This is a genomic window from Bythopirellula sp. (assembly GCF_041737835.1).
GTDB lineage: Bacteria > Planctomycetota > Planctomycetia > Pirellulales > Lacipirellulaceae > Bythopirellula.
The window spans coordinates 299,037-320,466 of sequence record NZ_JBGSQY010000004.1 but is presented as its reverse complement, the minus strand read 5'-3'; the positions used below and the strand labels follow the sequence as shown (position 1 = coordinate 320,466).

Sequence of the window (21,430 nt, the reverse complement as noted above, 5' to 3'; positions counted from 1 at the left end):
CCAGCATTAACGAGAACAAAGCTCGACGATCAACTGTGTTTGCACCGGCAACGAAGTGTCTTCGGCCACCGGCAGACGGCTCACGATTCCTTCGGGGATATCTCCACCGGAAACCGAAAGAAAATCTGGTACATCGCTGGTATGGTCGGCCAACACGCCGCGTACCAAATCAAGACTCTTAGCCCGATTCTTCACGCGAATTACGTCGCCCACATTCACCATGTAGCTGGAGATATCGCAGCGACGGCCATTGACGGTCACGTGACCATGATTGACCAACTGGCGAGCGGCGGCACGGCTGGCACCAAAGCCCATCCGATGCACGACGTTATCCAAGCGACGCTCGAGCAAACCCATCAGAGCATCGCCCGTGTTGCCTTTGCTGTGCTCCGCTTTTTCAAAATAGCGGCGGAACTGACGTTCCAAGACACCGTAGTAATGCTTGACCTTTTGCTTCTCGCGCAAGTGCAGGCCGTAATCGGTCAGCTTGCCACGCTTGGCTTGCTGCTGGCCCGGCGGCACGGGGCGACGATCGATCGCGCACTTGGAGCTATCGCAACGAACGCCCTTCAAAAACAACTTCAGGCCGTCGCGACGACACAAACGACAAACAGGTCCGGTATATCTAGCCATAAATCAATCTTTACAAATGTTCTGTGAATAAACTTGCGATAACGCCCTTAGACACGGCGCTTCTTGCGAGGACGGCAACCGTTATGCGGCAGTGGGGTCACATCCTCAATCGATTTCACTTTTAGTCCGGCAGCCTCAAGCGCGGTGATCGCACTTTCACGACCGCTGCCCGGACCTTTGACTTTCACTTCGACGTCCTTGACGCCAAACTTCTTGGCCTTTTCCGCGGCCTGCTGAGCGGCACTCTGACCGGCAAACGGAGTGCTCTTGCGGCTTCCCTTGAAACCACTCGTGCCCGCGCTGGCCCAACACAACGTATCACCCTTCGTGTCGGTGATCGTCACGGTGGTGTTATTGAAGGTCGACTTGATGTGCGCGATCACAACGGTCACGTTGCGACGCACGGTTTTCTTCTTCACCTTGGTTGGTTTAACTTGCTTGGCCACTGTAAGCCGTACTCCAAATCTTGATTATTTGAACGGGGTATTGTTTTGACGAAAAGCTGACGACTATCGCAGGTCTTTAACGCCCTTCTTGCCAGCGACGGTCTTCTTCGGACCCTTACGCGTACGAGCGTTCGTCTTGGTGCGTTGACCACGCACGGGAAGACCACGACGGTGACGAATACCGCGGTAACAGGCGATATCACGCAAGCGAGAAATATTCTGGCTCACTTGGCGGCGCAGCTGACCTTCAACGACATAATCCTTGTCGAGTAGCGCCGCGAGACGAGCGACTTCGTCTTCACCCAGATCGCGAGCACGTCCGTGAGGATCGATGCCTGCCTTGTTGCACAACTCGCGTGCGATCTTCGGCCCCACTCCATAGAGATAGGTCAACGAGATAACGGTCGGACGATCGGTCGGAATATCGACACCTAACAAACGCGGCATCTGTCACTCACTCCAAAAAAAATCGCAATCGTTCAGCACGATTGCCGGTTATTCATTCAAAAACGATGCGACATTCGAAGACGGCAATTTGCAACGCCGTCCTTTCGCATTAACCCTGACGCTGCTTATGGCGAGGATTGGAACACACGACGTATACCACGCCGCGGCGGCGCACGACCTTGCACTTATCGCACATGGCTTTCACGCTGGCTCGAACTTTCATCTCTAAGCTCCCTAGCTTGCGAGCAATGGATACTCGCGAAACATATGAATATAGACCTTTTCGGCCCTAGCATTCAAGGCCTTCCCGGCGGGCAAAATCGCGATTTTTCGCGGACTTTTCGCCGAGATCGAAATTTTCTCAACCCACACGCTCCCCTAAACCGCAATTTCCCCCATCTCAGCAGGCGTAGGGGCAATCGTTAGCAGCGTCGGGCCATCGGCCGTAATGGCAATCGTATGCTCGAAATGCGCGCTGAATTTGCCGTCGGCGGTCACTTGCGTCCAGTCATCTGAGAGCATCTTGACCCGCTTAGTGCCCATATTCACCATCGGCTCGACGGCGATCACTAGGCCCGGCTCGATCCGAAAATCGGCACTGCCACGCAAACTCCGGCTGGCGTAGTTCGGTACCTGCGGATCCTCGTGCATTTCCCGGCCAATTCCGTGACCCACGAAATTCTCAACCGAGGAAAAGCCATTGTCCGACACGAACTGGGCCATCTGCTCGGCAATCTGGCTCCAATAATTCTTGACGTTTAGGAGTTCAATCGCCAGCTCAAGGGTTTGCTCGGTAACGTCTAGCAGCTTTTGCACCTCGGGGCTCACCCGGCCCACTTTGTAGGTGTAGGCCGCGTCACCGCACCAGCCATTCAACCGACACCCCGTGTCGACGCTGACAATATCACCCTCTTTGAGCGGTTTGTTACTGGGGATTCCATGCACCACCGCCTCGTTGATCGACATGCACGTGACGGCTGGAAAAGGCCGCTTTTTCTTGGCCGAATTCGGATAGTTTTTAAAGAGCGGCACCGCGCCCAAACTATCGAAATGCTGCTCAACCGCACGGTCGATCTCGGCAGTGGTCGCGCCGGGTCGGATCATCTCTCCCACAATCTGATGCGCCCGCCACACGGCCAATCCCGCCTGACGCATCAGTCCAATTTCGCGTGGTGATTTTAACTGAATCATTGGTGGTGGATGGCAAACTTTTCAGACGAGCCCTTCGCTACGCTTGGAAAATTCACGCTCTCTTTCTACTTGCCGCTGTTCCGGCTGCTTCAACCGCCGCCATAATTCTATCGAACACTTCGTCTGTTTTCCCAACGCCATCAATTTTATGCAGGATGCCCCGATCACGATAATATTCCAGCAACGGGCGGGTGAGCTCGTCGAACTGCTTGAGCCGCTCAGCCACGATCGCACGATGATCGTCCTCGCGGCCACGGCCCGCTAGTCGACGGAGCAATTCATCCAGCGGCACAAAGATCTGAATCACCACGCCGAGCGGCTCTTGATGCTCGCCCAGCCATTCATCCAAGGCGACCGCCTGGGGGACCGTCCGCGGAAAGCCATCGATGATGCTGCCGTTTTCGCAGTCTGGTTCACTGAGCCGCTCGAAAACAATGCGTTCGACCAACTCGTCGGGAACCAAATGGCCTTGAACCATATATTCGTCGGCTCGCACACCGACTTCGGTTTTCTGAGCCACAACCGCACGCAGCATGTCGCCGGTGGAGAGCTTGGGGATTTGAAGTTGTTCCGCTAAGCGCAGCGACTGCGTACCTTTGCCCGCGCCCGGAGGCCCCATGAAAACGATCCGCATGACAACCTTGTTCCCTACCCCGCTCGCCTGCCCAAGGGTTGTAGTAGATCAGTCTCGCCGGCACTCCCTATGATTTTTCCAGCAAGCCCGAGTAGTTTCTCATCACCAAATGACTGTCGATCTTTTGCACCAAATCAAAGGCAACGCTCACGGCAATCAACAGACCTGTTCCACCATAGAAACTGGCTACCCCATAAGGTACACCCATCCAGTTCGAAATCACCGTGGGAATAACCGCAACCAAAGCTAAAAATCCGGCGCCCACGTAAGTGATGCGATACATGACTTTTTCGAGGTAGTCGGCGGTACGTTTGCCCGGTCGATATCCTGGGATGAATGACCCATAGTTTTTAAGATTTTCCGAAACATCCTTCGGATTGAAGGTGATCGCGGTCCAGAAATAGCAGAAGAAGTAAATCAAGCCGACGTACAGCAGCACATAGGCAAAGGAATCTCGAGAGAACGCATCCGCAGCCCAGGAGAAGAAATTGTCCCAAAAACTACCGTTCTTCCAGGCAATGTTATTGAGTTGAGTGAAAATCAACGCGGGGAGCATCAACAAGCTGCTGGCAAAAATAATTGGCATCACGCCCGATTGATTCACTTTGAGTGGCAAATACTGGCGAGTGCCGCCATAGACCCGGCGACCACGCACGTGCTTGGCACTTTGCATGGGAATCCGGCGCTGGCCAAGCGTGATGTAAACCACACCCACCACCACGGCAACAAACATTGCCGCCAGCATTAAGAGTTGTTCCACTCCCAACTTGCCGCCGGGGCCGCCACCCAATTCAAAAGACGATAACCGCAATAACTCGATACCAGCATTCGGCATGGCGGCCAAGATGCCCGCCATGATCAATAAGCTGATACCGTTGCCGATGCCGAACTCGTCGATCTGCTCGCCGATCCACATCAGAAACACGGTACCCGCGGTCATGGTCAAGACGGCTACGACTTTCCAACTGAAGGCCAATGACTCGGTGTCGGGATCCAAAAACGCAACATCGACCAAACCTTGCGGAACAATATACGCATTGACGTACACCCAGCTTTGAATGATGCAAATCAGCACCGTTGCATAGCGCGTGTATTCATTGATCTTCTTTCGCCCCGCCTCGCCTTCTTTTTGCAAGGCTTCCAGCGGAGGATAAACGCTACCCAAGAGTTGGAAGATGATCGACGCCGAAATGTACGGCATGATGCCCAGGCCAAAGATAGTGACCTGGGTCAACTGGCTCGCGCTGAACACGGCCACTTGTTGCAGAACGTCGGTCATGCCGCCGGTTTGGCCACTCGTGGCCGCGGCTTGCACTTTTTGAGGATCGACGATCGGAAGCGGGATCTGAAAGCCGAGTCGGTAGATCGCCAGCAAACCAAGCGTGAGCAGAATTTTCTGTCGCAGCTCAGGGATTTGCCAAACGACCCGAATTTTTTCCCACATGGCTCGATCCTATGGAAATGGAACTGCAGAATGATTCTCAAGCTGCAATTCTAGCCCTTCTTGGCTTGCTTTTTAGCACGCTGTTTCACTGCCACGGGAGTTTTACCGGGCAGTACAACCATCTCGCATCCTGCTTTTTCGATCTTTTCGACCGCTGACTTGCTGAATTGATGGGCATTGATCTTGAGCTTCTTGGTGAGCTCGCCGTTGCCCAAAATCTTGAGCTCGTCGAAACGACCTTTGGCCAAATTCTTTGCCGCCAGCGCTTCGAGAGTTACTTCTTCACCGGCATTGAATGCCTTGTCGAGTTGGCCAACGTTCACAGCGACCACTTCCGAAGCAAATTTGTTATGGAAACCTCGCTTGGGAATTCGCCGCACGAGCGGAGTCATGCCGCCAACGAAGATCGACAACTTCGATACGCCGCTACGCGAACCTTGACCGTTGTAACCACGGCCAGATGTCTTGCCGTGACCCGATCCAGGACCACGACCAAGGCGCTTGCGCTTTTTATTCTTTTGAATGCCGCGATGGACGTCGTTAAGAATCATTACAGGGTCACTCCGCGTAGACGTTCAATTTCATACTTGGGCCGCAATTGCTCGAGAGCGGCCATGGTGGCTTTGACCAACGTCACGGGATTGGTCGAGCCATAGCATTTGGTGAGGATGTCGTGAATGCCGGCGGCTTCGCAAACGGCACGCACCGCGGCACCGGCAATAACGCCCGTACCCGGGGAAGCCGGCACAAGAATCACTTCAGCTGCACCGTAGTGACCTTTCACGATGTGGGGAATCGTTGACTCGAAGCGGGCGACGGCCTTCATGCTCCGCATCCCCTCCTTCACAGCCTTTTCCACGCTGGGAGGAACTTCATTGGCCTTACCGTAGCCCCAACCAACTTTTCCCTTGCCATCGCCGACAACGACCATCGCGGCAAAGCTGAAGCGACGACCGCCTTTGACCACTGCGGAGCACCGCTTGATCTTAACGACCTTCTCCATCAACTCGCCTTGGCGAGGGGAATCGTCTTGTTCTTTTCTCTTGCCACGAGGTGGATTAGCCACGCTTGGTTATCTCCAACAATTGCACGGGAACCACGGGATAACTTCCCGCGGTGAAATCATCTAGAACTGCAAACCACCTTCACGAGCAGCATTTGCTAGTGCCGCCACGCGACCGTGATACTTGCAAGCACCACGATCGAAACAAACCTCGGTCACGCCCTTGGCAGCGGCCTTCTCGGCAATCGCCTTGCCAATCATTTCTGCGGCGGCAACATTGCCACCGTACTTAATGCTCTTGGCCAATCCCTTATCCGCGGTTGACGCACTGGCGAGCGTCACGCCCGCAATGTCGTCAATCACCTGGGCAGAGATGTTCCGCAACGTGCGCGTGACGCACAACCGCGGACGCTCGGCGGTTCCCCGAGTGCGCTTCCGCACACGAAACGCACGACGCTGCCGTTGTTTGCCGATTGCTTTATGATGGTCCATGTCTCTTCTACTCGCTTTACTTCAATGCTTACTTCGCGGTCTTACCAGCCTTACGACGGACTTGCTCGCCATCATAGCGAATGCCCTTGCCCTTGTAGGGCTCCGGCTTCCGTACGGCACGCACTTCGGCGGCAAACTGCCCGACCTTTTGCTTATCGATTCCCTTAATGACGACGTGCGTCTGATCGGGACAGGTAACATCCAATCCCGCGGGAATTTTCTTTTGAATTTCGTTGGCAAATCCCACCCGGAGTTGCAACACGCCATTCTGAATTGCAGCCAAGTAACCCACGCCGTGGATTTCAAGCTTCTTTTCGTAACCCGTTGCCACACCCACAACCATGTTCTGAATGAGCGCCCGAGTTAAGCCGTGCAATGCACGCTCCTCGCGGGTTTCGCCAGGACTCGATACGTTGACGGTCTTACCGTCATCGACCACTTCCACTTGCACTTCAGGGCGATGCGACCAGACCAGCTTGCCAAGCTTTCCTTCCACGGCGATTTCCCGCGAAGAAACGGCGACTTTCACGCCGGAGGGGACGGTCACAGGTTTTTTTCCGATTCGCGACATTTTTAAAGCTCTTAGTTATTAGCTTTTAGCTATTAGCCGAAATTGCTGCAGCCTTCTCGCTAACAGCTAACAACGAATAGCTAATGACTTCTTCCTTACCACAACTCGCATAACACTTCGCCACCCAGATTTTTCTGGCGGGCTTCGCGGTCGCTGACCACACCCCGGCTAGTGCTGATGATGGAAATACCCAAACCATTGAGGATCGGACGCAACTCCTTGGCGCCACTGTAAACACGACGCCCTGGTTTGCTTACGCGTTTGATGTGGCGGATCACGCGCTCACCGTTCGGACCATATTTCAGGTCGATCAGCAACTGCGTGCCAGGGGTATCCTTGGCATCCTCTTCGCGCCAGTCCCAAATGTAACCTTCACGCTTCAGCACTTCGGCTACGCCGCGCTTGACCTTGGAGTGAGGCATCTCGACGACAGGCCGTTCAATGCGGACGGCATTGCGAATGCGTGTGAGCATGTCGGCAATCGGGTCGGTCATCATAGTCTTCTAATCCCTCAACAGGGTGTCTCAAAAATATTTGCTTACGACGGAAAACTTACCGTCTGGATATTGCTTGTTACCAACTGGCCTTCTTGACGCCGGGAATCAATCCACGATCCGCCAACTTGCGAAAACAAATTCGGCAGATGCCAAACTTGCGATAAACGGCACGGGGCCGGCCGCAAAGTTTGCAGCGCGACTCGCTCCGCGTCGAAAATTTCGGCTTGCGTTCAGCCTTCGCGATTTTCGATTTGCTCGCCACGGGGTTGGTATCCTTTCGATAATTCTCTTACGGGAATGCTTACTTGTCTGAATTTTCGTTGCGGAACGGCACGCCAAAACCGACGAGCAATTCGCGAGATTCGTCGTCCGAATCGGTTGAACAACACATCGCGATGTTCATGCCTTGCGGACGGGTGTATTTGTCGGGATTTAACTCAGGAAACACGAGCTGTTCGTTGAGACCCAAGCTGTAATTACCTCGCCCATCGAATGCGTTGGGGTTCAGGCCCCGGAAGTCACGCACGCGCGGCAGAGCAATCGAAACCAAGCGGTCCAAAAACTCATACATCCGACGGCCACGCAAAGTCACTTTGCAGCCAATCGCTTGACCCTCGCGAAGACGGAAAGTCGCCACCGACTTGCGTGCCTTGCACACTAACGGCTTTTGGCCGGTGATGTCGGTCATCGCCGAGACGGCGTCTTCCATGTGCTTCTTGTCGGAGATCGCACTTCCCACGCCCATGCTCACCACGATCTTTTGCAACTTGGGCAGGGAATGGGGATTGGTCCGGCCCAGGCTCTTGGCCAAGTTCGGCAAAATTTCTTTTGTATAACGCTCCTGCAAACGGGGAGCCGTTGCGGAGCCTTGAGTTTCAGTTTTTTTCTTATCAGTTGCCATAGCCGTGATCCTGAGGATCGCCGATTTGATTTATTAGTTTACGACTTGCTCTTATGCGACTTGTGAGGCGGCGCGATCTCGCCCGCGGCGGCACCACACTTTTTGCAGAACCGCTCTTTGGCACCCTCTTTACTAAAGCGAGCACCCAAGCGGGTCTTGGCGTTGCACGAACCACAGACATACATCACGTTGGAAAGCTGAATCGGCATCTCTTTGCTGAGCCGACCACCTTGGGGATGTTTTTGACTGCGGCGTACGTGCTTGTAAACGCGGTTCACACCTTCGACCAAAGCCTTGCCGGCCTCGCGATCGATTTGAATCACGCGGTTTTGCGTCCCCTTGTCGGAGCCGCTAATCACTTCAACGGTATCTCCAGTGCGAATCAACATCGTTACACCACCTCACTAGCCAGGCTAACAATCTTCATGAACTTGCGCTCACGCAGCTCACGGGCGACGGCACCGAAAATACGAGTTCCACGGGGGTTATTGTCTTTGTCGATCAATACCACGGCGTTCGCGTCGAATCGCACATAGCTACCGTCGCTACGGCGAGTCGGATATTTGGCTCGCACGATCACCCCACGCACGACCGCCTTTTTCTTGACGTCGCTGCCGGGAATCACGCTCTTCACGCTGCAAATAATCACGTCGCCCAACTGGGCAAACCGCCGACGGCTTCCCCCCAACACTTTGACGCACATCACTTCCTTGGCGCCCGTGTTGTCGGCAACGGCAAGACGGGTTTGCATCTGGATCATGGCTTCAGCCTCAACGACTTCTTACGTAATTCAAATCTGTATTGGATAACTTAATTAAGCGTCAGAACCTTCAGCAGCTGCAGCCTCTTGCAACTTAGCGGCGGCACGCATCGCGGCGATGTCCACTTGCTGATTCTTGGCAACGATTCGCACCAAGTCCCAACGCTTGAGCTTTGACTTTGGCGGACATTCGATGATCTCGACCGTGTCACCGATGTTCGATTCATTATTCTCGTCATGCACGTGGCACACGGTCCGGCGATGGATGAATTTGCCGTACTTGGGGTGCTTGACCAAACGGCCAATTTCCACGCGGCGGCTCTTATTCATCTTGTCGCTTGTGACGATGCCGATTAACTGTCTCTTAGGCATGTGTGTTCTCGGTTTTCATTCACCCGCCGCAACCGACGGGGCTAATAAATCACTTACTGGCTGCTTTTTCGGTTTGAATGGTCTTAATGCGAGCGATCAACCGACGTTGCTTGCGCAATTCGCTGGGAGCATCCAAGCGGTCGGTCTGAGCTTGCACGCGGAAGCGGAACAAGCTATCCATCGACTCTTTGAGCGTGAGACCCAATTGCTCGTCGCTCATGTCGCGTAGTTCTTTGGCTTTGGTCATTGTTAAAGCTCTCAGCTATTACTCTCAGCTACTAGTTGTTAGCTCTTAACCAGAGATACTTCCGGCAATCTTGCTAACAGCCAATGGCTAATAACTATCTTAAGTTCTCTTTACCATGCGGACGCGGATAGGCATCTTGTGCGCTAGGCGCGCCAGGCAAATCCGTGCCGCGGCTTCGCTCACCCCGGCTACTTCGTACAAAATCGTGCCTGGCTTCACGACCGCTGCCCAAAACTCCGGCTCGCCCTTGCCCTTACCCATACGAGTTTCGAGCGGGATCGAAGTAATCGACTTGTGGGGAAACACGCGAATATAAAGCCGTCCTTCACCACGCACATACTGCTGCGCGGCGATACGACCAGCTTCGATCGTTTGAGCGCTAATCCACCCAGGCTCCATAGCCTGCAGACCGAATTCGCCAAAGACGACTCGGTTACCGCGAGTGGCGTTACCTCTTATACGACCTCTTTGGCTTTTTCGGTGCTTGACCCTCTTGGGCATCAACGCCATCGGTCTCGTCCTCGTACATACCTTGATTGATCCAAACCTGAACGCCAATGTGGCCTTGGGCCGTCATGGCTTCCACAAAACCGTAATCGATCTTTGCCCGCAATGTGCTGAGCGGAATCGAACCGGCTATCTGCTTTTCACGGCGGGCCATTTCGGCACCACCCAAACGGCCAGCCAATTGCACTTTAATACCTTTGGCACCCGCTTCCATTGTTTGCTCGATCGAACGCTTCATCGTCCGGCGGAAGCTCGCACGCTTGCTCAACTGCTCGGCGATATCCTCGGCCACAAGCTGGGCTTGCAACTCAGGACGCGACACTTCTTCGATCTTGATGTTGATTCGGCGACCGACCAGCTTTTGCAATTCGTCTTGTAAAGCTTCGACCGACTCACCCTTGCGGCCGATGATCACACCGGGTCGAGCGGCAAACAAAATCACTTTGACTTCATCGCGGGTGCGCTCAATCTCGACCTTGGGGATACCAGCAAACTTGTATTTCGAGTGAACGTACTTGCGGATCTTGAAATCTTCGACCAGCAATTCCGAATACTCTTTTTTCGACGCATACCAGCGGCTCTTCCAGCCCAGCATGATACCCGTGCGAAAACCAATTGGATTGACTTTTTGACCCATGTTTTAAGCTCTCAGCTTCTGTTGCAGTGATCAGCCAACGGCTGACAGCTTCCTATTCGATGGATACCTTAATGTGCGAAAACCGCTTCTTAATGATGTGAGCCATGCCACGAGCACGCGGGCGAACTCGCTTGAACATCGGCCCTCCATCAACGCGGGCGTCGACCACTCGCAAGCCACCCAGATTCGGTGCCCGCAAGTCCTCGGCGTTACCTAACGCGCTTTTGAGAACCTTCTCCAACATCCGCGCCCCACGCTGCGGTTGATACCGCAGAATGGCGAGTGCGTCGTCAACTTTTTTGCCGCGAATCAACGTCGCCAAGGGACGAACCTTGCTGGCACTGATACGGGCGTGCATATGTGTTGCGGTGTATGCCATTGTTAAGCTTTCAGCTCTTAGCTTTTAGCTTTAGCCAGATTGCTGCGACTCAGCAGCTAACGGCTAATTGCTAACGGCTCATCTACTTCTTACCCTTACCACCGTGGCCACGGAAACTGCGAGTCGGCGAAAACTCGCCTAACTTGTGACCGACCATGTCTTCAGTGACGAACACTTTCAAGTGCTGCTTGCCGTTGTAAACCAAGAACGTATGGCCCACAAATTCGGGAATGATTGTGCATGCGCGAGCCCAAGTTGTAATGGGTTCTTTGCGGCCCGAATCATTCTGCTTATCGACCTTCGCATACAGCTTAGGGTCAACAAACGGCCCTTTTTTAAGTGAACGTCCCATAGTGATTCAATTCTCAGCCTTTTCAGGTTTTCGGTAACTTCAACTGACCATAACGTCGGCTCTTGCGGCGACGAATGATCGACTTGTTCGATGCCTTACGGCGGTTACGAGTCGCACCACCCTTGGCACTCTTGCCGGTCGGACTCACAGGGTGACGACCACCCTTGGTACGACCTTCACCACCACCATGCGGATGGTCGACTGGGTTCATCGCGGTACCACGCACGTGAGGACGACGACCCATCCAACGCTTGCGGCCAGCTTTACCCAACACGACTGCACTGTGGTCGCCATTGCTGGTTGTGCCAACAGTCGCTCGGCAAGCCGATGGGATACGACGAATTTCGCCACTGGGCAGCGATATCTGAGCCCAATCCGCCTCGCGAGCCATCAAAGTGGCATGTGTTCCGGCACTGCGGCAAAGCACACCACCACGACCTTCACGCAACTCGACGTTGTGAATCTCGGTCCCGAGCGGCATCTTGGCCAGCGGCAAGCAATTGCCCACCTTGGCCGGCGCCTCAGCACCACTCATCACCTTGTCGCCCTGCTTCAAACCATCCGGAGCGATGATGTAGCGCTTTTCGCCATCGATGTAGTGCAACAAAGCAATGCGAGCCGAGCGATTCGGATCATATTGAATCGAATCCACTTGTGCGGCCACGCCATCCTTATTGCGACGGAAGTCGATCAAACGATAACGCTGCTTGTGTCCGCCACCACGGTGCCGAGCGGTGATCTTTCCCTGGAAATTGCGTCCACCCTTCTTCGGCTTGGGGCGCAACAGGCTTTTCTCGGGCTTGGCACCTGGCGTGAGATCCTTAAAGTCACTCACAGATGCGCCGCGACGGCCGGCACTGGTCGGATTGTATTTGCGTATACCCATAGTTAGTTGCGAGTTTTGCGGTTCGAGTTACGAGCCTAAACGGCAAGCGACTTACAGCTCGCGCCTTTCTTAAAACAATTCAATACGATGCTCGGCATCGAGCGTCACAACGGCTTTCTTCCAATCCTGGGTATAACCAAGCTGCATCTTCGTGCGGCGAGGTTTGCCCTTGCGATTCTGCGTATGCACGCTTAACACTTTCACGCTAAACAATTCTTCTACCGCTCGCTTCACGTCAGACTTGGTAGCCAATCGATTAATTTCGAAGGCGTACGCATTATTGCGAGTCGAACGGTGCATACCCTTTTCCGTCACCAATGGCTTCAAAATCACCTGGTGCGGCTCAAGGATAATGCTTGATGTTTGAGGAATATGTCGTGGCATGGCTTTGTACTCTTAACTAGCTGAACCACCGCGGCGGTTCAAGCAATTTTCATCAGGCCTCGGCGGCACTGGCTTTGGTTCCGTTGGCACTGGCACGCTGCTTGATTTGATCGAGAGCCTCGGTCGTAATAACCAACCGATGAGCCGACAGCACGCTCAAGGCATTCAAATCCGCAGCCGACTGAACGGCCACCTTCTGAATGTTGCGAGCGCTCTTGTAAACATTGGGGGCATGACCCGCGGTCGCGATCAACAACGATTCGTTTTGGCAACCCAAGTGCTTGATCACGCCGACCATTTCCTTCGTCTTGGGTTCCGCAAACTCAAGCTTGTCGATCAGTGTGATTTGGTCGTCTTGAATTTTTGAAGCAATCGCCATCCGCGTAGCCAACTGCAATGCCTTGCGAGGCATAGAGTAGGAGTAATCGCGATTATGAATTGCGTGAATGTGTCCACCACCACGACGAGTACCGCTGCGGCGCGAACCAGCACGAGCGTTACCCGTCCCCTTTTGGCGGTACAGCTTCTTGGACGAGCCGCTCACCATGCCACGACTCTTCGTCATGTGCGAACCTTGCCGCAAATTGGCTTGGTACATCACGACCGCGTCGTGCAGGAGCTGCTTGCTGATGCGTGGGGCAAGATCGGTCATCTCAATCGAGTACGTACCGACCTTCTTTCCCTTGGCATCGAGGACTGTGAGTTTTGGCATGACTTCTATCCAATAAATCTGGCTAATACAACCAGTCGCGTTCTAGACCCGTCTAAATTAAACCTTGTTCGACTTCTTAACGATGACATACCCGCCATTCGGGCCAGGAATGCTGCCACGAACCAACAGCAGATTATTCTCCGCGTCGATCCGTACAATTTTTTGATTTCGCACGGTACAACGAGTCGCACCGTATTGTCCCGGCATTTTCACACCCTTCATCAAGCGACTCGGAGTCGCACTGCAACCCGTACCACCCAAGTGGCGGTGACATTTCTTCACGCCGTGAGTCGCACGCTGACCGGAGAAATTGTGCCGCTTCATCGCACCAGAAAAACCGCGACCCTTACTAGTGCCAACAATGTCAACAGTTGCGATACCCTCGAAAGCATCAACCTTGACCTGGCCGCCCACCTCTAACTCGCCTGCGGCACCACGAACTTCACGCACGAATCGCTTGGGCTCACAACCAGCCTTGGCAACAGCCTCAACTCCGGCGGCAGAACGCTTCTTGGAACGCTTGCTATCGAGCTTGGCAACCTGACCACGCTGAGCGCGCGAAGCCAACCGACGGGGCTTATCGAGATAACCAAGCTGCACGGCTTCGTAACCGTCACGCTCGGCAGTGCGTACTTGCAAAACATCACAGGGACCGGCTTCCACAACGGTGACAGGCACAGCAATGCCCGCCTCATCAAATATCTGCGTCATACCGACCTTACGGCCCAATATGCCGACAACTCTACCGCTTGTAGCCATTGCTCGATTCCCTAACGATGTTTTGTGACGGAGGAGACTCTCGCCGCGGCGAGGCTTACCTACGCGACTTCCGCAACATGCGCTGCTCTATTATTAATCCAAAGGAAAAAACACCTGCCTCAGGTAGTGGTCGCTTTAATTTTAATGTCGACGCCGGCAGGCAAGCTCAACTTATTCAAGGCCTCAATCGTCTTGGCCGTGGCCTGGACAATATCAATGAGCCTTTTATGGGTTCGGATTTCGAATTGCTGACGCGCCTTTTTATCGACGTGTGGGCCGGAAAGCACGGTGTAACGCTCAATCCGCGTGGGCAACGGGATAGGACCATGCACTTCGGAGTTCGTCCGCTTAGCAGTATCCACAATCTCCATCGCACTCTGATCCAAAACCGAGTGATCGTACGCTTCCATCCGAATGCGAATAACTTCTCTAGCAGCGGCCACGACGCAACCCCAACTGAAATCAAAACCTGAATATCAAAGAACCACTTCTCGCCCACGAATAAAGGCGAATCGCAGATTCTAAGGCCAATACAGAAAGTGGTCAATGGCCACAAATTAAAGAGTGTGGAAATTTTTCTAAAGACCCGTCCGCAGAGCTTCGCCAAACGTCACTCAAAGCAAACTTCACCACCGAGCGCGAGGCGTCTTTCAATCAACCCAAGCAACGCCACAGCAGCCAAGGCCATAGTGGACCTTTTAGGTAATTTATTACGATTTCCATTTTTCGCACTTGCGAGCGATTTAATTCCCTGTAAACTGATGCTCCTGAGATTCATTCTCAACAAAAGCTGGTTTTGATGATACTGCTGTTTGACAACTCGCCACGGCTATACTGGCGAATCACCCTCGTCCAGAACAGGAAGAAAGTTAGAAAAGTATCCGGCACATGAGTAAATCTTTGTCTCCCTGCGCGGCGCTACTGGTGGCGCTTTTTTCGATGCCAGCCCTGGCGGCGTTCAATTTCCAAGAGCCAACGGACTGGGCCGTCGGCGATCCAGGTAGCACTTATCAAAATTGGCAAGCGAGCCTGATTGCCCCCTTTGCCGGAACGAACTCGCCTGCCAACGACTTAAATGCCAATCCGACAATCGCCACGCCTCCAAACATGGGCGTCCAGACACCCGGCTTTGTTCCGAGTTCTGGCGGCTACTATTCATATAGCGGCGACTATTGGATCAGCGCCAACATCTACAATCACGGCGGCGCCAACCCGCTGTATACGAGTGGCTACAGCACACGTGTGATCGTGCAAACCTCGGCCACCACCAACCCCGAAGTTGATATCAGCGTGTTCACCGACATGATTGAACTGGTCAAGCTTGACGGAACTTCGCTCACCGGAGGCACCAACGCTGAACTCGTCGGTGTTACTCAGCTATTCCTCCAAGAAGCTGAAACCCCTTTCGGACTTGCCAACCTGGAAGAATTGAGATTCGAATTCTTGCTGCCAGCTTATTCCTCGGATTTTCGTGTCCGTCTGCAAGCGAGCATCCATTCCAGCTTCCAGGAACTCCGCGTCGACACACTACTCGTCGCCGATGACACTGCTATCCTGGGCGACTTCGACGGGGATGGCGACGTCGATGGCCGTGATTTTCTGGCTTGGCAGAGCGGGGAATCGCCCGTCCCCGGAAGCACGGACGACCTTGAGGACTGGCAGACGAATTACGGAATTGGCGAACTTTCCGCCCTGCAACTCCCCCTTTCCGCCTTTCTTGTTCCCGAGCCTACTTCACTAACGGTAGTGATATTCGGTATCATTACGGGTCTCAGTTTCAGGGTTACTTCCCGGGTGGGCTCGCGATGAATCTTCTAGGATGGTGCCATAAGACTCGTCGCACGAGATCCGTAGCGTTTACGCTCGTGGAACTGTTGGTCGTGATCGCCATCATTGGCGTTTTGGTGGCTCTGCTCTTGCCGGCGATCCAAGCGGCCCGCGAAACGGCCCGCACCTGCACCTGCCGCAATCACTTGCGACAGATCGGCATCGCCACGCAGATGTTCCACGATGCGAAAGGCTATCTTCCCCCTGTCTCAACTCACACCAACATCGGTACTGACCGCGAAAGCGCACTCCTGTTTCTGCTGCCTTACCTGGAAGAGGCGAATCGTCTTGTGACCTACAATCCCGAACTAGGAACGAGCCATCCCGACAACGCTGGTGTTGTCGAGGCGACAATCCCCGTTTATTTATGTCCTTCGATGATCTATACGCCCGAGGCTGGACAGCCCGGGGCAACCAGCTATGCACCTTGCACGGGGAGCAATTCACCTTGGTTGATCACAATGCATAACGGATCGATGGTATCGCGACCGACGGTCGTTGCGCTTAAGGATGTTGCCGATGGCACGACTAATACGTTTGCTTTCGGAGAGCAGGACTTCTTCGAGAACCAAACTTTTGGAAGTAGTGCTCCTGTCGGTCCCAGGTGGTCTGGGGGTTATGTATCTGATTCGTTTGGTGCTACCTGGGGCCCGTTCAACCCTCAGACCCGGCCTGATCCTGAAGTAGACCCCGGGTCGGCAGGCAAGTACGGCACCGCTTTCCGAAGCGATCACCGCGGAGGCGTGCAATTCGTCATGGTCGATGGTTCCGTTCAATTTATCACCGACGATATCGAGGAAGCACTTCTCGATGCCCTGGCCACTCGTGCTGGCGGCGAAGTCGATCATTCCTTCTAAACAATTTGGCCGATGACATCTCTCGGCCCTCTCCATATTTTGGCAAAGGTTCCTCTCATGTTGAAGCGTTGTGCATTGTTGGCATTCTCGTTGGTTCTCTTTGGTTTTGCGGCGAATTCCGCTTCGGCTCACTTTGTGTGGCTCGGTTCGGAAAAAGCTGGCGACGAAACTATCGGTCTGCTGTTCTTTTCCGAAAGTCCCAACGACCACGACTACCATCTGCCCGAACCAATTGCTGGGGCCAAGCTGTTCGCCAAAACGGCTGATGGCAAGCGCCACGAACTGAAGACCGAAAAGCGCGAAGGTGACGGCTATGTCGGGCTGACCGCCAAGCTCCCCGAAGGCTCGGAAACCCAAGCCGTCGAAACGGTCTGCGAATACGGCGTCTATGCCGGTTCGCTGCTCTGCTACTACTCGCAGACTGTTATCCCCGGTGCCGATGGCAAGCTGCCGACTTACGACCGCACCAAGGAACTCACGCTCGATATCGTCCCCGAGCAAAAGCCCGGCGGCATCAGCGCCACGCTGTTGTGGGAAGGCAAACCGCTCGCGGACGCCCCTGTGACCTTGATCGATTCCACCGGCGAGATGAGCGAAGAAGTCACCGACAAGGACGGCAAGGTGTTTTTCATCGTCGGCAACTCGGGCACGATCGGCTTGATGGCCAATCACACCGAGAAGGACAAAAGCGGCGAAACCAACGGCAAGAAGTACACCGGCAAAGCCAACTACGCGACGCTCACGCTCGACTTCACCGCCAGCGGTACAGCCAAGGCTAAGCCAGCTGAAGAACCAGCCAAGCCCGCAGCAGACGAAACTTCCACGAAGAAGCGTCCCCAGCGGCCAGAATCCGAAGACGCTGCCAAGTTCGGCCCCGCGTTGCCTGAAGCCATTTCCAGCTTTGGCGGTGCGGTCGAAGATGGTTGGCTGTACGTGTACGGCGGTCACACAGGCCGTGCTCACCAGCATTCGCGTGACAATCTCTCCAAGACATTCGCCCGTTTGAATCTGGCCAACAAAGGCGAGTGGGAAGTCCTGGCCATGGAAACCCCGCTGCAAGGCATGGCCTTGGTGAGCTGCGACGGCAAGCTCTACCGCGTCGGCGGCTTGAATGCCCGCAACGCCCGCAAGGAAGACGATGATCTCCACTCGGTGGATGAGTTTGCTCGGTTCGATCCCGATAGCAAGACTTGGACCAAACTCCCTTCGTTGCCCGGCGCACGTTCGTCGCACGATGCGGCGGTTCTTGACGGAAAGATCTACGTGGTCGGCGGCTGGAAGCTCACCGGCGACGGCTCTGATGGCCAGTGGCAAACCGATGCACTGGTTTACGACACTGCCGCTGGCGACAACGGCCAATGGGAGAAGATCGCTGAACCGCCGTTCCAACGTCGTGCTTTGGCCGTGGCTGCCTGGAACAATCGCTTGTGGGCTATGGGCGGCATGGACGAAATCGCCGACATCAAACGCGATGTGTTTAGCTACGATCCCGCCAACAACACCTGGACCGAAGCCACTGATCTCCCCGGTGACGACATGCAAGGCTTCGGCGTTTCGGCTTGGGGACTCGACTCCGGCCTGTACGCCTCGGGCACCGATGGCGTGCTCTATCGCCTGTCCAACGTCGAAGGCGAGTGGGAACAAGCGGCCGAATTGTCGACGCCCCGCTTCTTTCATCGCATTCTGCCTGGTGGCAGTAACTCCTTGTTGTTCGTGGCGGGTGCTTCTATGAGCGACGGACATATGAAGGAAATCGAGCAGATCGAAATCCAATAATTCCGCTCGGCCTGTCACCCAGGTCCGGTTATGCCGATTCTCACAGCACGATACCTGCAAAATGTCCTACCATTTGCAGGTCAGGCTGGCTTCACGGCGCTCGTGTCCTACCCTTAATGGGTGGGACGCGACCTCGAATGACGCTACCAATCTGTCGTAATCTCTCTGCGCCGCAAATTACTTAACGGCGGTGTGTCTGCTGCTGAACGACTGTGCTGGCTTCATAGGTGTTTTTACTTCAATCCCATTCATTGAACATGCTACGGCTATCGATCATTCTTGTTCTCTTCGCATTGTGGCTGCCGGCCACGTGGCCCGCCCGCGCGTTAGCCGCGTCCCCCGCGGAGGACGTGCTGCCGCCGCTGCCCGACGCAATCAGCAACTTTGGTGCAGCTAGCCTTGATGGCTACCTGTATCTGTATGGCGGTCATCAAGGTTCGGAGCAGGAACAAACTGGCAAAAACCTTTCGCGACGTTTCATCCGCTGCCAGGTCAGCAGTCCCACCAAATGGCAGTCGTTGCCACTCGACAAGCCGCTGCAGGACGTGGCACTGGTGAGTTGCAACAAAATGCTCTATCGCATCGGTGGCGCAACTTCCGCCAACGCCGAACAACCGCTCGGCCCTTTATGCTCGGTCAGCGACGTCGTGCGGTTCGATCCCAGCACCAACGAGTGGACGCCCGTCTCCCCCCTGCCCGCCCCGCGTTCCGCTCACGATGCGATTGCCTTTGAAGGCCGCATCTATGTCGTGGGTGGTTGGAATCACGAAGGCGATAAAGTTAACGACTGGCACGACTCGGCGTTGATGCTCGACACCAACGATGGCGATCAAGCCAAGTGGCAATCGCTGCCAATCCCTTCGTTCCGCCGCCGCACCTTGGCCGTCGCCGCGTGGCAGAATTGCATCTGGGCCATCGGCGGCAAGGACGACGAAGGCACGATCCATCGCTCGGTGTTCTGTTACGATCCGCAGCGGAGCTACTGGTCGGAAGGTCCGGAACTGCCGGCCCGCGCCGACGGCTTGCAAGGTTATGGCGTCGCCGCCTGGGGTCTGGATTCAGGTTTATATGTTTCGGGTGCCGACGGAGCCCTTTATCGCCTCGCCAGCATCTACGGCAACTGGGAACAAGTCGGCGAGCTCCGCGTGCAACGGTTTTGCCATCGCCTGCTTCCCGAGGACGAAACCTCACTCTTCGCGCTCGCCGGGTCGAGCGTCTCTTACGGCCCAACGCGGTCGATCGAACGGATCAAGGTTTATAGTCCGTAATCTGATTTATGATTTCTAATTTAGGACTTTTGATGGAAAGCAATCATAACTCCTAATTTCTAAATCAGAAATTCTTCAGCGTCTCGATTCAAGACTTTCAACGTGTCCAACTCTTCCAACTTGTCGGGGTTTATTTTCGTTTTTCGAATGATCTATTTTTCTCTCAGTGTGGCACGAGTCTCCGACTCGTAATTAACTCCCGTCTGCCCACGGTCCTTCAGTCTACTGTCCTATCGTCCTCCTCCCGAGGTTTGCCAGCTTGGCCAGGTTTGCGTGGTTTGCGTCGTCTCAGATGTTGCCAAGCAGGGGAAGGACTGTGGACCATGGACGATAGACTGTCGATGCCTTTTCTACAGTCCGCCGTGCCACCGACTACGGTCCCCCAAACTTTGTCATCTTGTTCAACTTCATCAACTTTATCACGCCTTGCGATTGATCAAGTTCCGGCTTTGTTGCAAATGGCTCGCTCCTGTTTGGTTAAATCTTGCAGGTTAAAGGCTACAGTTAGGGTCATTCTGAGAGAGGCTCGCCGACCGAAGAATCTAGCTTGCCTTGCCCTCAAGTTCAAAGCCGGGAAAAAGTGGAAGCCAGATTCTTCTCTCCGTGCTACTCCGCTCAGAATGACGAAGTGAACGCCAGACCGTGGCATGTCAAATTTACTGTAGGTCCATCGTCCACGGTCCTACAGTCCACCGACCTCGTTCTACCACATCGCGCGGCCATTTTCAGCAAGAATCTTTGGCCACTTGGGAGTACGGCTTTCACTAAAAAGGCGGGATTGATGCAGGGTTCTTGCAGGGGATTAACATCCCCCGCTCGCCGGGCGAGCGGGAGGCGTTAGCCTCGCGCAAGGGTTGAATCGTCGAGTACGCACCGCCACTCGGGATGAATCCACACGAGGAGCGGGTTTTCTTGATTCGCCACGTAACGCACGGCGTTCACCAAAGATTGATAAGTGGCCTTCTTGCGTTTGGAACCTGACTCGGTCCACCATGTGCCACTAGGAGGTTTCTCCCAAATCTTGTTCAAGACTCGGCTGGCATACGATTTGAAATCCTTGAGCAAAACATCGGGCTGAGGGTCGCCGGGAGCGCTAACAATCAAATGAATATGGTTCCGCATGATCGCGACCGCAAGGCACTGCCAGTCGCGATACGACGCTGTTTCGTGAAACTGATCGAGAACGGCAGCAGCCTGTGCTGTATTTAAGAGAATCGGCGGGGACTTAAGTCGCGAGCGAGCCGCTCGCTCGAGCCCAGGCATGGAGCGACTATGAGTCGTACCGCGGATATTCTCTTTTCGCCAACGGTCGAAACTTGAGCTTCGCACCGTGCTGACAAAGCCGCGATCATCGCCCGGTAACCACGTGCCGTAGGTAGTCCAGGTGAGGAGCCAATAGCGCAGCGTAGGGTCGAACATGGAAGATACTCCCATGCGGTGGGCGGGGT

At 54.6% G+C, this 21,430-nt stretch carries 32 protein-coding genes; 4 read left to right on the top strand and 28 right to left on the bottom strand.

The annotated features are described in order from the left end of the window. Nucleotides 1–6 precede the first annotated feature (6 nt). The 27 genes from rpsD to rpsJ all read right to left on the bottom strand — a co-directional run bounded on the left by rpsD (nucleotide 7) and on the right by rpsJ (nucleotide 14,664). Nucleotides 7–633 (bottom strand): 30S ribosomal protein S4, encoded by a 627-nt coding sequence (gene rpsD / locus AC6T8Q_RS02840; protein WP_496920933.1) that lies wholly within the window; start codon nucleotides 631–633, stop codon nucleotides 7–9. A gap of 47 nt (nucleotides 634–680) precedes the next feature. Next, complete coding sequence (gene rpsK / locus AC6T8Q_RS02835) at nucleotides 681–1,079, bottom strand: 30S ribosomal protein S11 (RefSeq protein ID WP_496920932.1); 399 nt, start codon at nucleotides 1,077–1,079, stop codon at nucleotides 681–683. Between the two features lie 63 nt (nucleotides 1,080–1,142). After that, a complete protein-coding gene (gene rpsM, locus AC6T8Q_RS02830; protein ID WP_496920931.1) occupies nucleotides 1,143–1,526 on the bottom strand; it encodes a 30S ribosomal protein S13 in 384 nt (127 codons plus the stop codon). Nucleotides 1,527–1,635: 109 nt separating this feature from the next. Continuing rightward, entirely contained in the window at nucleotides 1,636–1,749 is a 114-nt protein-coding gene (rpmJ, locus tag AC6T8Q_RS02825) for a 50S ribosomal protein L36 (protein ID WP_496920930.1), read from the bottom strand. Between the two features lie 155 nt (nucleotides 1,750–1,904). Then, the gene (gene map / locus AC6T8Q_RS02820) at nucleotides 1,905–2,717 is read right to left on the bottom strand and encodes a type I methionyl aminopeptidase (protein ID WP_500677632.1); all 813 of its coding nucleotides are present in this window, start codon (nucleotides 2,715–2,717) and stop codon (nucleotides 1,905–1,907) included. A 52-nt stretch (nucleotides 2,718–2,769) separates the two neighbouring features. Beyond that, on the bottom strand, nucleotides 2,770–3,351 hold the full coding sequence (locus AC6T8Q_RS02815; protein ID WP_500677631.1) for an adenylate kinase: 582 nt from the start codon (nucleotides 3,349–3,351) through the stop codon (nucleotides 2,770–2,772). Between the two features lie 67 nt (nucleotides 3,352–3,418). Beyond that, nucleotides 3,419–4,795, bottom strand: coding sequence for a preprotein translocase subunit SecY (secY, locus tag AC6T8Q_RS02810; RefSeq protein WP_496920927.1), 1,377 nt, complete (start codon nucleotides 4,793–4,795; stop codon nucleotides 3,419–3,421). 50 nt (nucleotides 4,796–4,845) lie between these two features. Beyond that, nucleotides 4,846–5,346 carry a 50S ribosomal protein L15 gene (gene rplO / locus AC6T8Q_RS02805; RefSeq protein WP_500677630.1) on the bottom strand — a complete coding sequence of 167 codons (501 nt, stop codon included), beginning with the start codon at nucleotides 5,344–5,346 and terminating at the stop codon, nucleotides 4,846–4,848. Continuing rightward, a complete protein-coding gene (gene rpsE, locus AC6T8Q_RS02800) occupies nucleotides 5,346–5,861 on the bottom strand; it encodes a 30S ribosomal protein S5 (RefSeq protein WP_500677629.1) in 516 nt (171 codons plus the stop codon). Before rpsE ends, rplO begins: the two co-directional genes overlap by 1 nt. A 60-nt stretch (nucleotides 5,862–5,921) precedes the next feature. Next, nucleotides 5,922–6,290 carry a 50S ribosomal protein L18 gene (gene rplR, locus AC6T8Q_RS02795; RefSeq protein ID WP_496920925.1) on the bottom strand — a complete coding sequence of 123 codons (369 nt, stop codon included), beginning with the start codon at nucleotides 6,288–6,290 and terminating at the stop codon, nucleotides 5,922–5,924. Nucleotides 6,291–6,318: 28 nt separating this feature from the next. Beyond that, on the bottom strand, nucleotides 6,319–6,861 hold the full coding sequence (gene rplF / locus AC6T8Q_RS02790) for a 50S ribosomal protein L6 (RefSeq protein ID WP_500677628.1): 543 nt from the start codon (nucleotides 6,859–6,861) through the stop codon (nucleotides 6,319–6,321). A 95-nt stretch (nucleotides 6,862–6,956) separates the two neighbouring features. Further along, nucleotides 6,957–7,358 (bottom strand): 30S ribosomal protein S8, encoded by a 402-nt coding sequence (rpsH, locus tag AC6T8Q_RS02785; RefSeq protein ID WP_500677627.1) that lies wholly within the window; start codon nucleotides 7,356–7,358, stop codon nucleotides 6,957–6,959. A 76-nt stretch (nucleotides 7,359–7,434) separates the two neighbouring features. Then, nucleotides 7,435–7,620 carry a type Z 30S ribosomal protein S14 gene (locus AC6T8Q_RS02780; protein WP_496920922.1) on the bottom strand — a complete coding sequence of 62 codons (186 nt, stop codon included), beginning with the start codon at nucleotides 7,618–7,620 and terminating at the stop codon, nucleotides 7,435–7,437. A gap of 39 nt (nucleotides 7,621–7,659) precedes the next feature. Then, complete coding sequence (gene rplE / locus AC6T8Q_RS02775; protein ID WP_500677626.1) at nucleotides 7,660–8,259, bottom strand: 50S ribosomal protein L5; 600 nt, start codon at nucleotides 8,257–8,259, stop codon at nucleotides 7,660–7,662. 38 nt (nucleotides 8,260–8,297) lie between these two features. Further along, on the bottom strand, nucleotides 8,298–8,648 hold the full coding sequence (gene rplX, locus AC6T8Q_RS02770; protein WP_496920920.1) for a 50S ribosomal protein L24: 351 nt from the start codon (nucleotides 8,646–8,648) through the stop codon (nucleotides 8,298–8,300). Between the two features lie 2 nt (nucleotides 8,649–8,650). After that, the gene (gene rplN, locus AC6T8Q_RS02765; RefSeq protein ID WP_496920919.1) at nucleotides 8,651–9,019 is read right to left on the bottom strand and encodes a 50S ribosomal protein L14; all 369 of its coding nucleotides are present in this window, start codon (nucleotides 9,017–9,019) and stop codon (nucleotides 8,651–8,653) included. A 54-nt stretch (nucleotides 9,020–9,073) separates the two neighbouring features. Continuing rightward, a complete protein-coding gene (gene rpsQ / locus AC6T8Q_RS02760; protein WP_500677625.1) occupies nucleotides 9,074–9,391 on the bottom strand; it encodes a 30S ribosomal protein S17 in 318 nt (105 codons plus the stop codon). A gap of 49 nt (nucleotides 9,392–9,440) precedes the next feature. After that, the gene (gene rpmC, locus AC6T8Q_RS02755) at nucleotides 9,441–9,638 is read right to left on the bottom strand and encodes a 50S ribosomal protein L29 (RefSeq protein ID WP_496920917.1); all 198 of its coding nucleotides are present in this window, start codon (nucleotides 9,636–9,638) and stop codon (nucleotides 9,441–9,443) included. A gap of 99 nt (nucleotides 9,639–9,737) precedes the next feature. Beyond that, on the bottom strand, nucleotides 9,738–10,139 hold the full coding sequence (gene rplP, locus AC6T8Q_RS02750) for a 50S ribosomal protein L16 (protein WP_496920916.1): 402 nt from the start codon (nucleotides 10,137–10,139) through the stop codon (nucleotides 9,738–9,740). Then, nucleotides 10,087–10,782: a 30S ribosomal protein S3 gene (gene rpsC / locus AC6T8Q_RS02745; RefSeq protein ID WP_496920915.1), complete on the bottom strand. Its 696-nt coding sequence runs from the start codon at nucleotides 10,780–10,782 to the stop codon at nucleotides 10,087–10,089. Before rpsC ends, rplP begins: the two co-directional genes overlap by 53 nt. 52 nt (nucleotides 10,783–10,834) lie before the next feature. Further along, the gene (gene rplV, locus AC6T8Q_RS02740; RefSeq protein WP_500677624.1) at nucleotides 10,835–11,161 is read right to left on the bottom strand and encodes a 50S ribosomal protein L22; all 327 of its coding nucleotides are present in this window, start codon (nucleotides 11,159–11,161) and stop codon (nucleotides 10,835–10,837) included. Nucleotides 11,162–11,243: 82 nt separating this feature from the next. After that, nucleotides 11,244–11,513 (bottom strand): 30S ribosomal protein S19, encoded by a 270-nt coding sequence (rpsS, locus tag AC6T8Q_RS02735; RefSeq protein ID WP_496920913.1) that lies wholly within the window; start codon nucleotides 11,511–11,513, stop codon nucleotides 11,244–11,246. 22 nt (nucleotides 11,514–11,535) lie between these two features. Further along, nucleotides 11,536–12,399, bottom strand: coding sequence for a 50S ribosomal protein L2 (gene rplB, locus AC6T8Q_RS02730; protein WP_500677623.1), 864 nt, complete (start codon nucleotides 12,397–12,399; stop codon nucleotides 11,536–11,538). A gap of 69 nt (nucleotides 12,400–12,468) precedes the next feature. Then, the gene (gene rplW, locus AC6T8Q_RS02725; RefSeq protein WP_496920911.1) at nucleotides 12,469–12,783 is read right to left on the bottom strand and encodes a 50S ribosomal protein L23; all 315 of its coding nucleotides are present in this window, start codon (nucleotides 12,781–12,783) and stop codon (nucleotides 12,469–12,471) included. Nucleotides 12,784–12,835: 52 nt separating this feature from the next. Beyond that, nucleotides 12,836–13,495, bottom strand: coding sequence for a 50S ribosomal protein L4 (gene rplD / locus AC6T8Q_RS02720; RefSeq protein ID WP_500677622.1), 660 nt, complete (start codon nucleotides 13,493–13,495; stop codon nucleotides 12,836–12,838). A 57-nt stretch (nucleotides 13,496–13,552) separates the two neighbouring features. Then, nucleotides 13,553–14,206 (bottom strand): 50S ribosomal protein L3, encoded by a 654-nt coding sequence (gene rplC / locus AC6T8Q_RS02715; RefSeq protein ID WP_500677641.1) that lies wholly within the window; start codon nucleotides 14,204–14,206, stop codon nucleotides 13,553–13,555. A 167-nt stretch (nucleotides 14,207–14,373) separates the two neighbouring features. Further along, nucleotides 14,374–14,664, bottom strand: coding sequence for a 30S ribosomal protein S10 (rpsJ, locus tag AC6T8Q_RS02710; protein ID WP_500677621.1), 291 nt, complete (start codon nucleotides 14,662–14,664; stop codon nucleotides 14,374–14,376). 478 nt (nucleotides 14,665–15,142) lie between these two features. On the opposite strand from rpsJ, the gene AC6T8Q_RS02705 reads away from it, so the two are divergent. The 4 genes from AC6T8Q_RS02705 to AC6T8Q_RS02690 all read left to right on the top strand — a co-directional run bounded on the left by AC6T8Q_RS02705 (nucleotide 15,143) and on the right by AC6T8Q_RS02690 (nucleotide 19,982). Beyond that, complete coding sequence (locus AC6T8Q_RS02705) at nucleotides 15,143–16,063, top strand: hypothetical protein (protein ID WP_500677620.1); 921 nt, start codon at nucleotides 15,143–15,145, stop codon at nucleotides 16,061–16,063. Further along, complete coding sequence (locus tag AC6T8Q_RS02700; RefSeq protein WP_500677619.1) at nucleotides 16,060–16,938, top strand: DUF1559 family PulG-like putative transporter; 879 nt, start codon at nucleotides 16,060–16,062, stop codon at nucleotides 16,936–16,938. The genes AC6T8Q_RS02705 and AC6T8Q_RS02700 overlap by 4 nt, the downstream gene beginning before the upstream one ends. Before the next feature lie 57 nt (nucleotides 16,939–16,995). After that, a complete protein-coding gene (locus tag AC6T8Q_RS02695) occupies nucleotides 16,996–18,714 on the top strand; it encodes a Kelch repeat-containing protein (protein WP_500677618.1) in 1,719 nt (572 codons plus the stop codon). A gap of 257 nt (nucleotides 18,715–18,971) precedes the next feature. Beyond that, nucleotides 18,972–19,982 (top strand): Kelch repeat-containing protein, encoded by a 1,011-nt coding sequence (locus tag AC6T8Q_RS02690; protein WP_500677617.1) that lies wholly within the window; start codon nucleotides 18,972–18,974, stop codon nucleotides 19,980–19,982. Nucleotides 19,983–20,819: 837 nt separating this feature from the next. Here the strand turns inward: AC6T8Q_RS02690 and AC6T8Q_RS02685 are convergent. Continuing rightward, the gene (locus AC6T8Q_RS02685) at nucleotides 20,820–21,401 is read right to left on the bottom strand and encodes a transposase (RefSeq protein WP_500677616.1); all 582 of its coding nucleotides are present in this window, start codon (nucleotides 21,399–21,401) and stop codon (nucleotides 20,820–20,822) included. Nucleotides 21,402–21,430 lie beyond the last annotated feature (29 nt).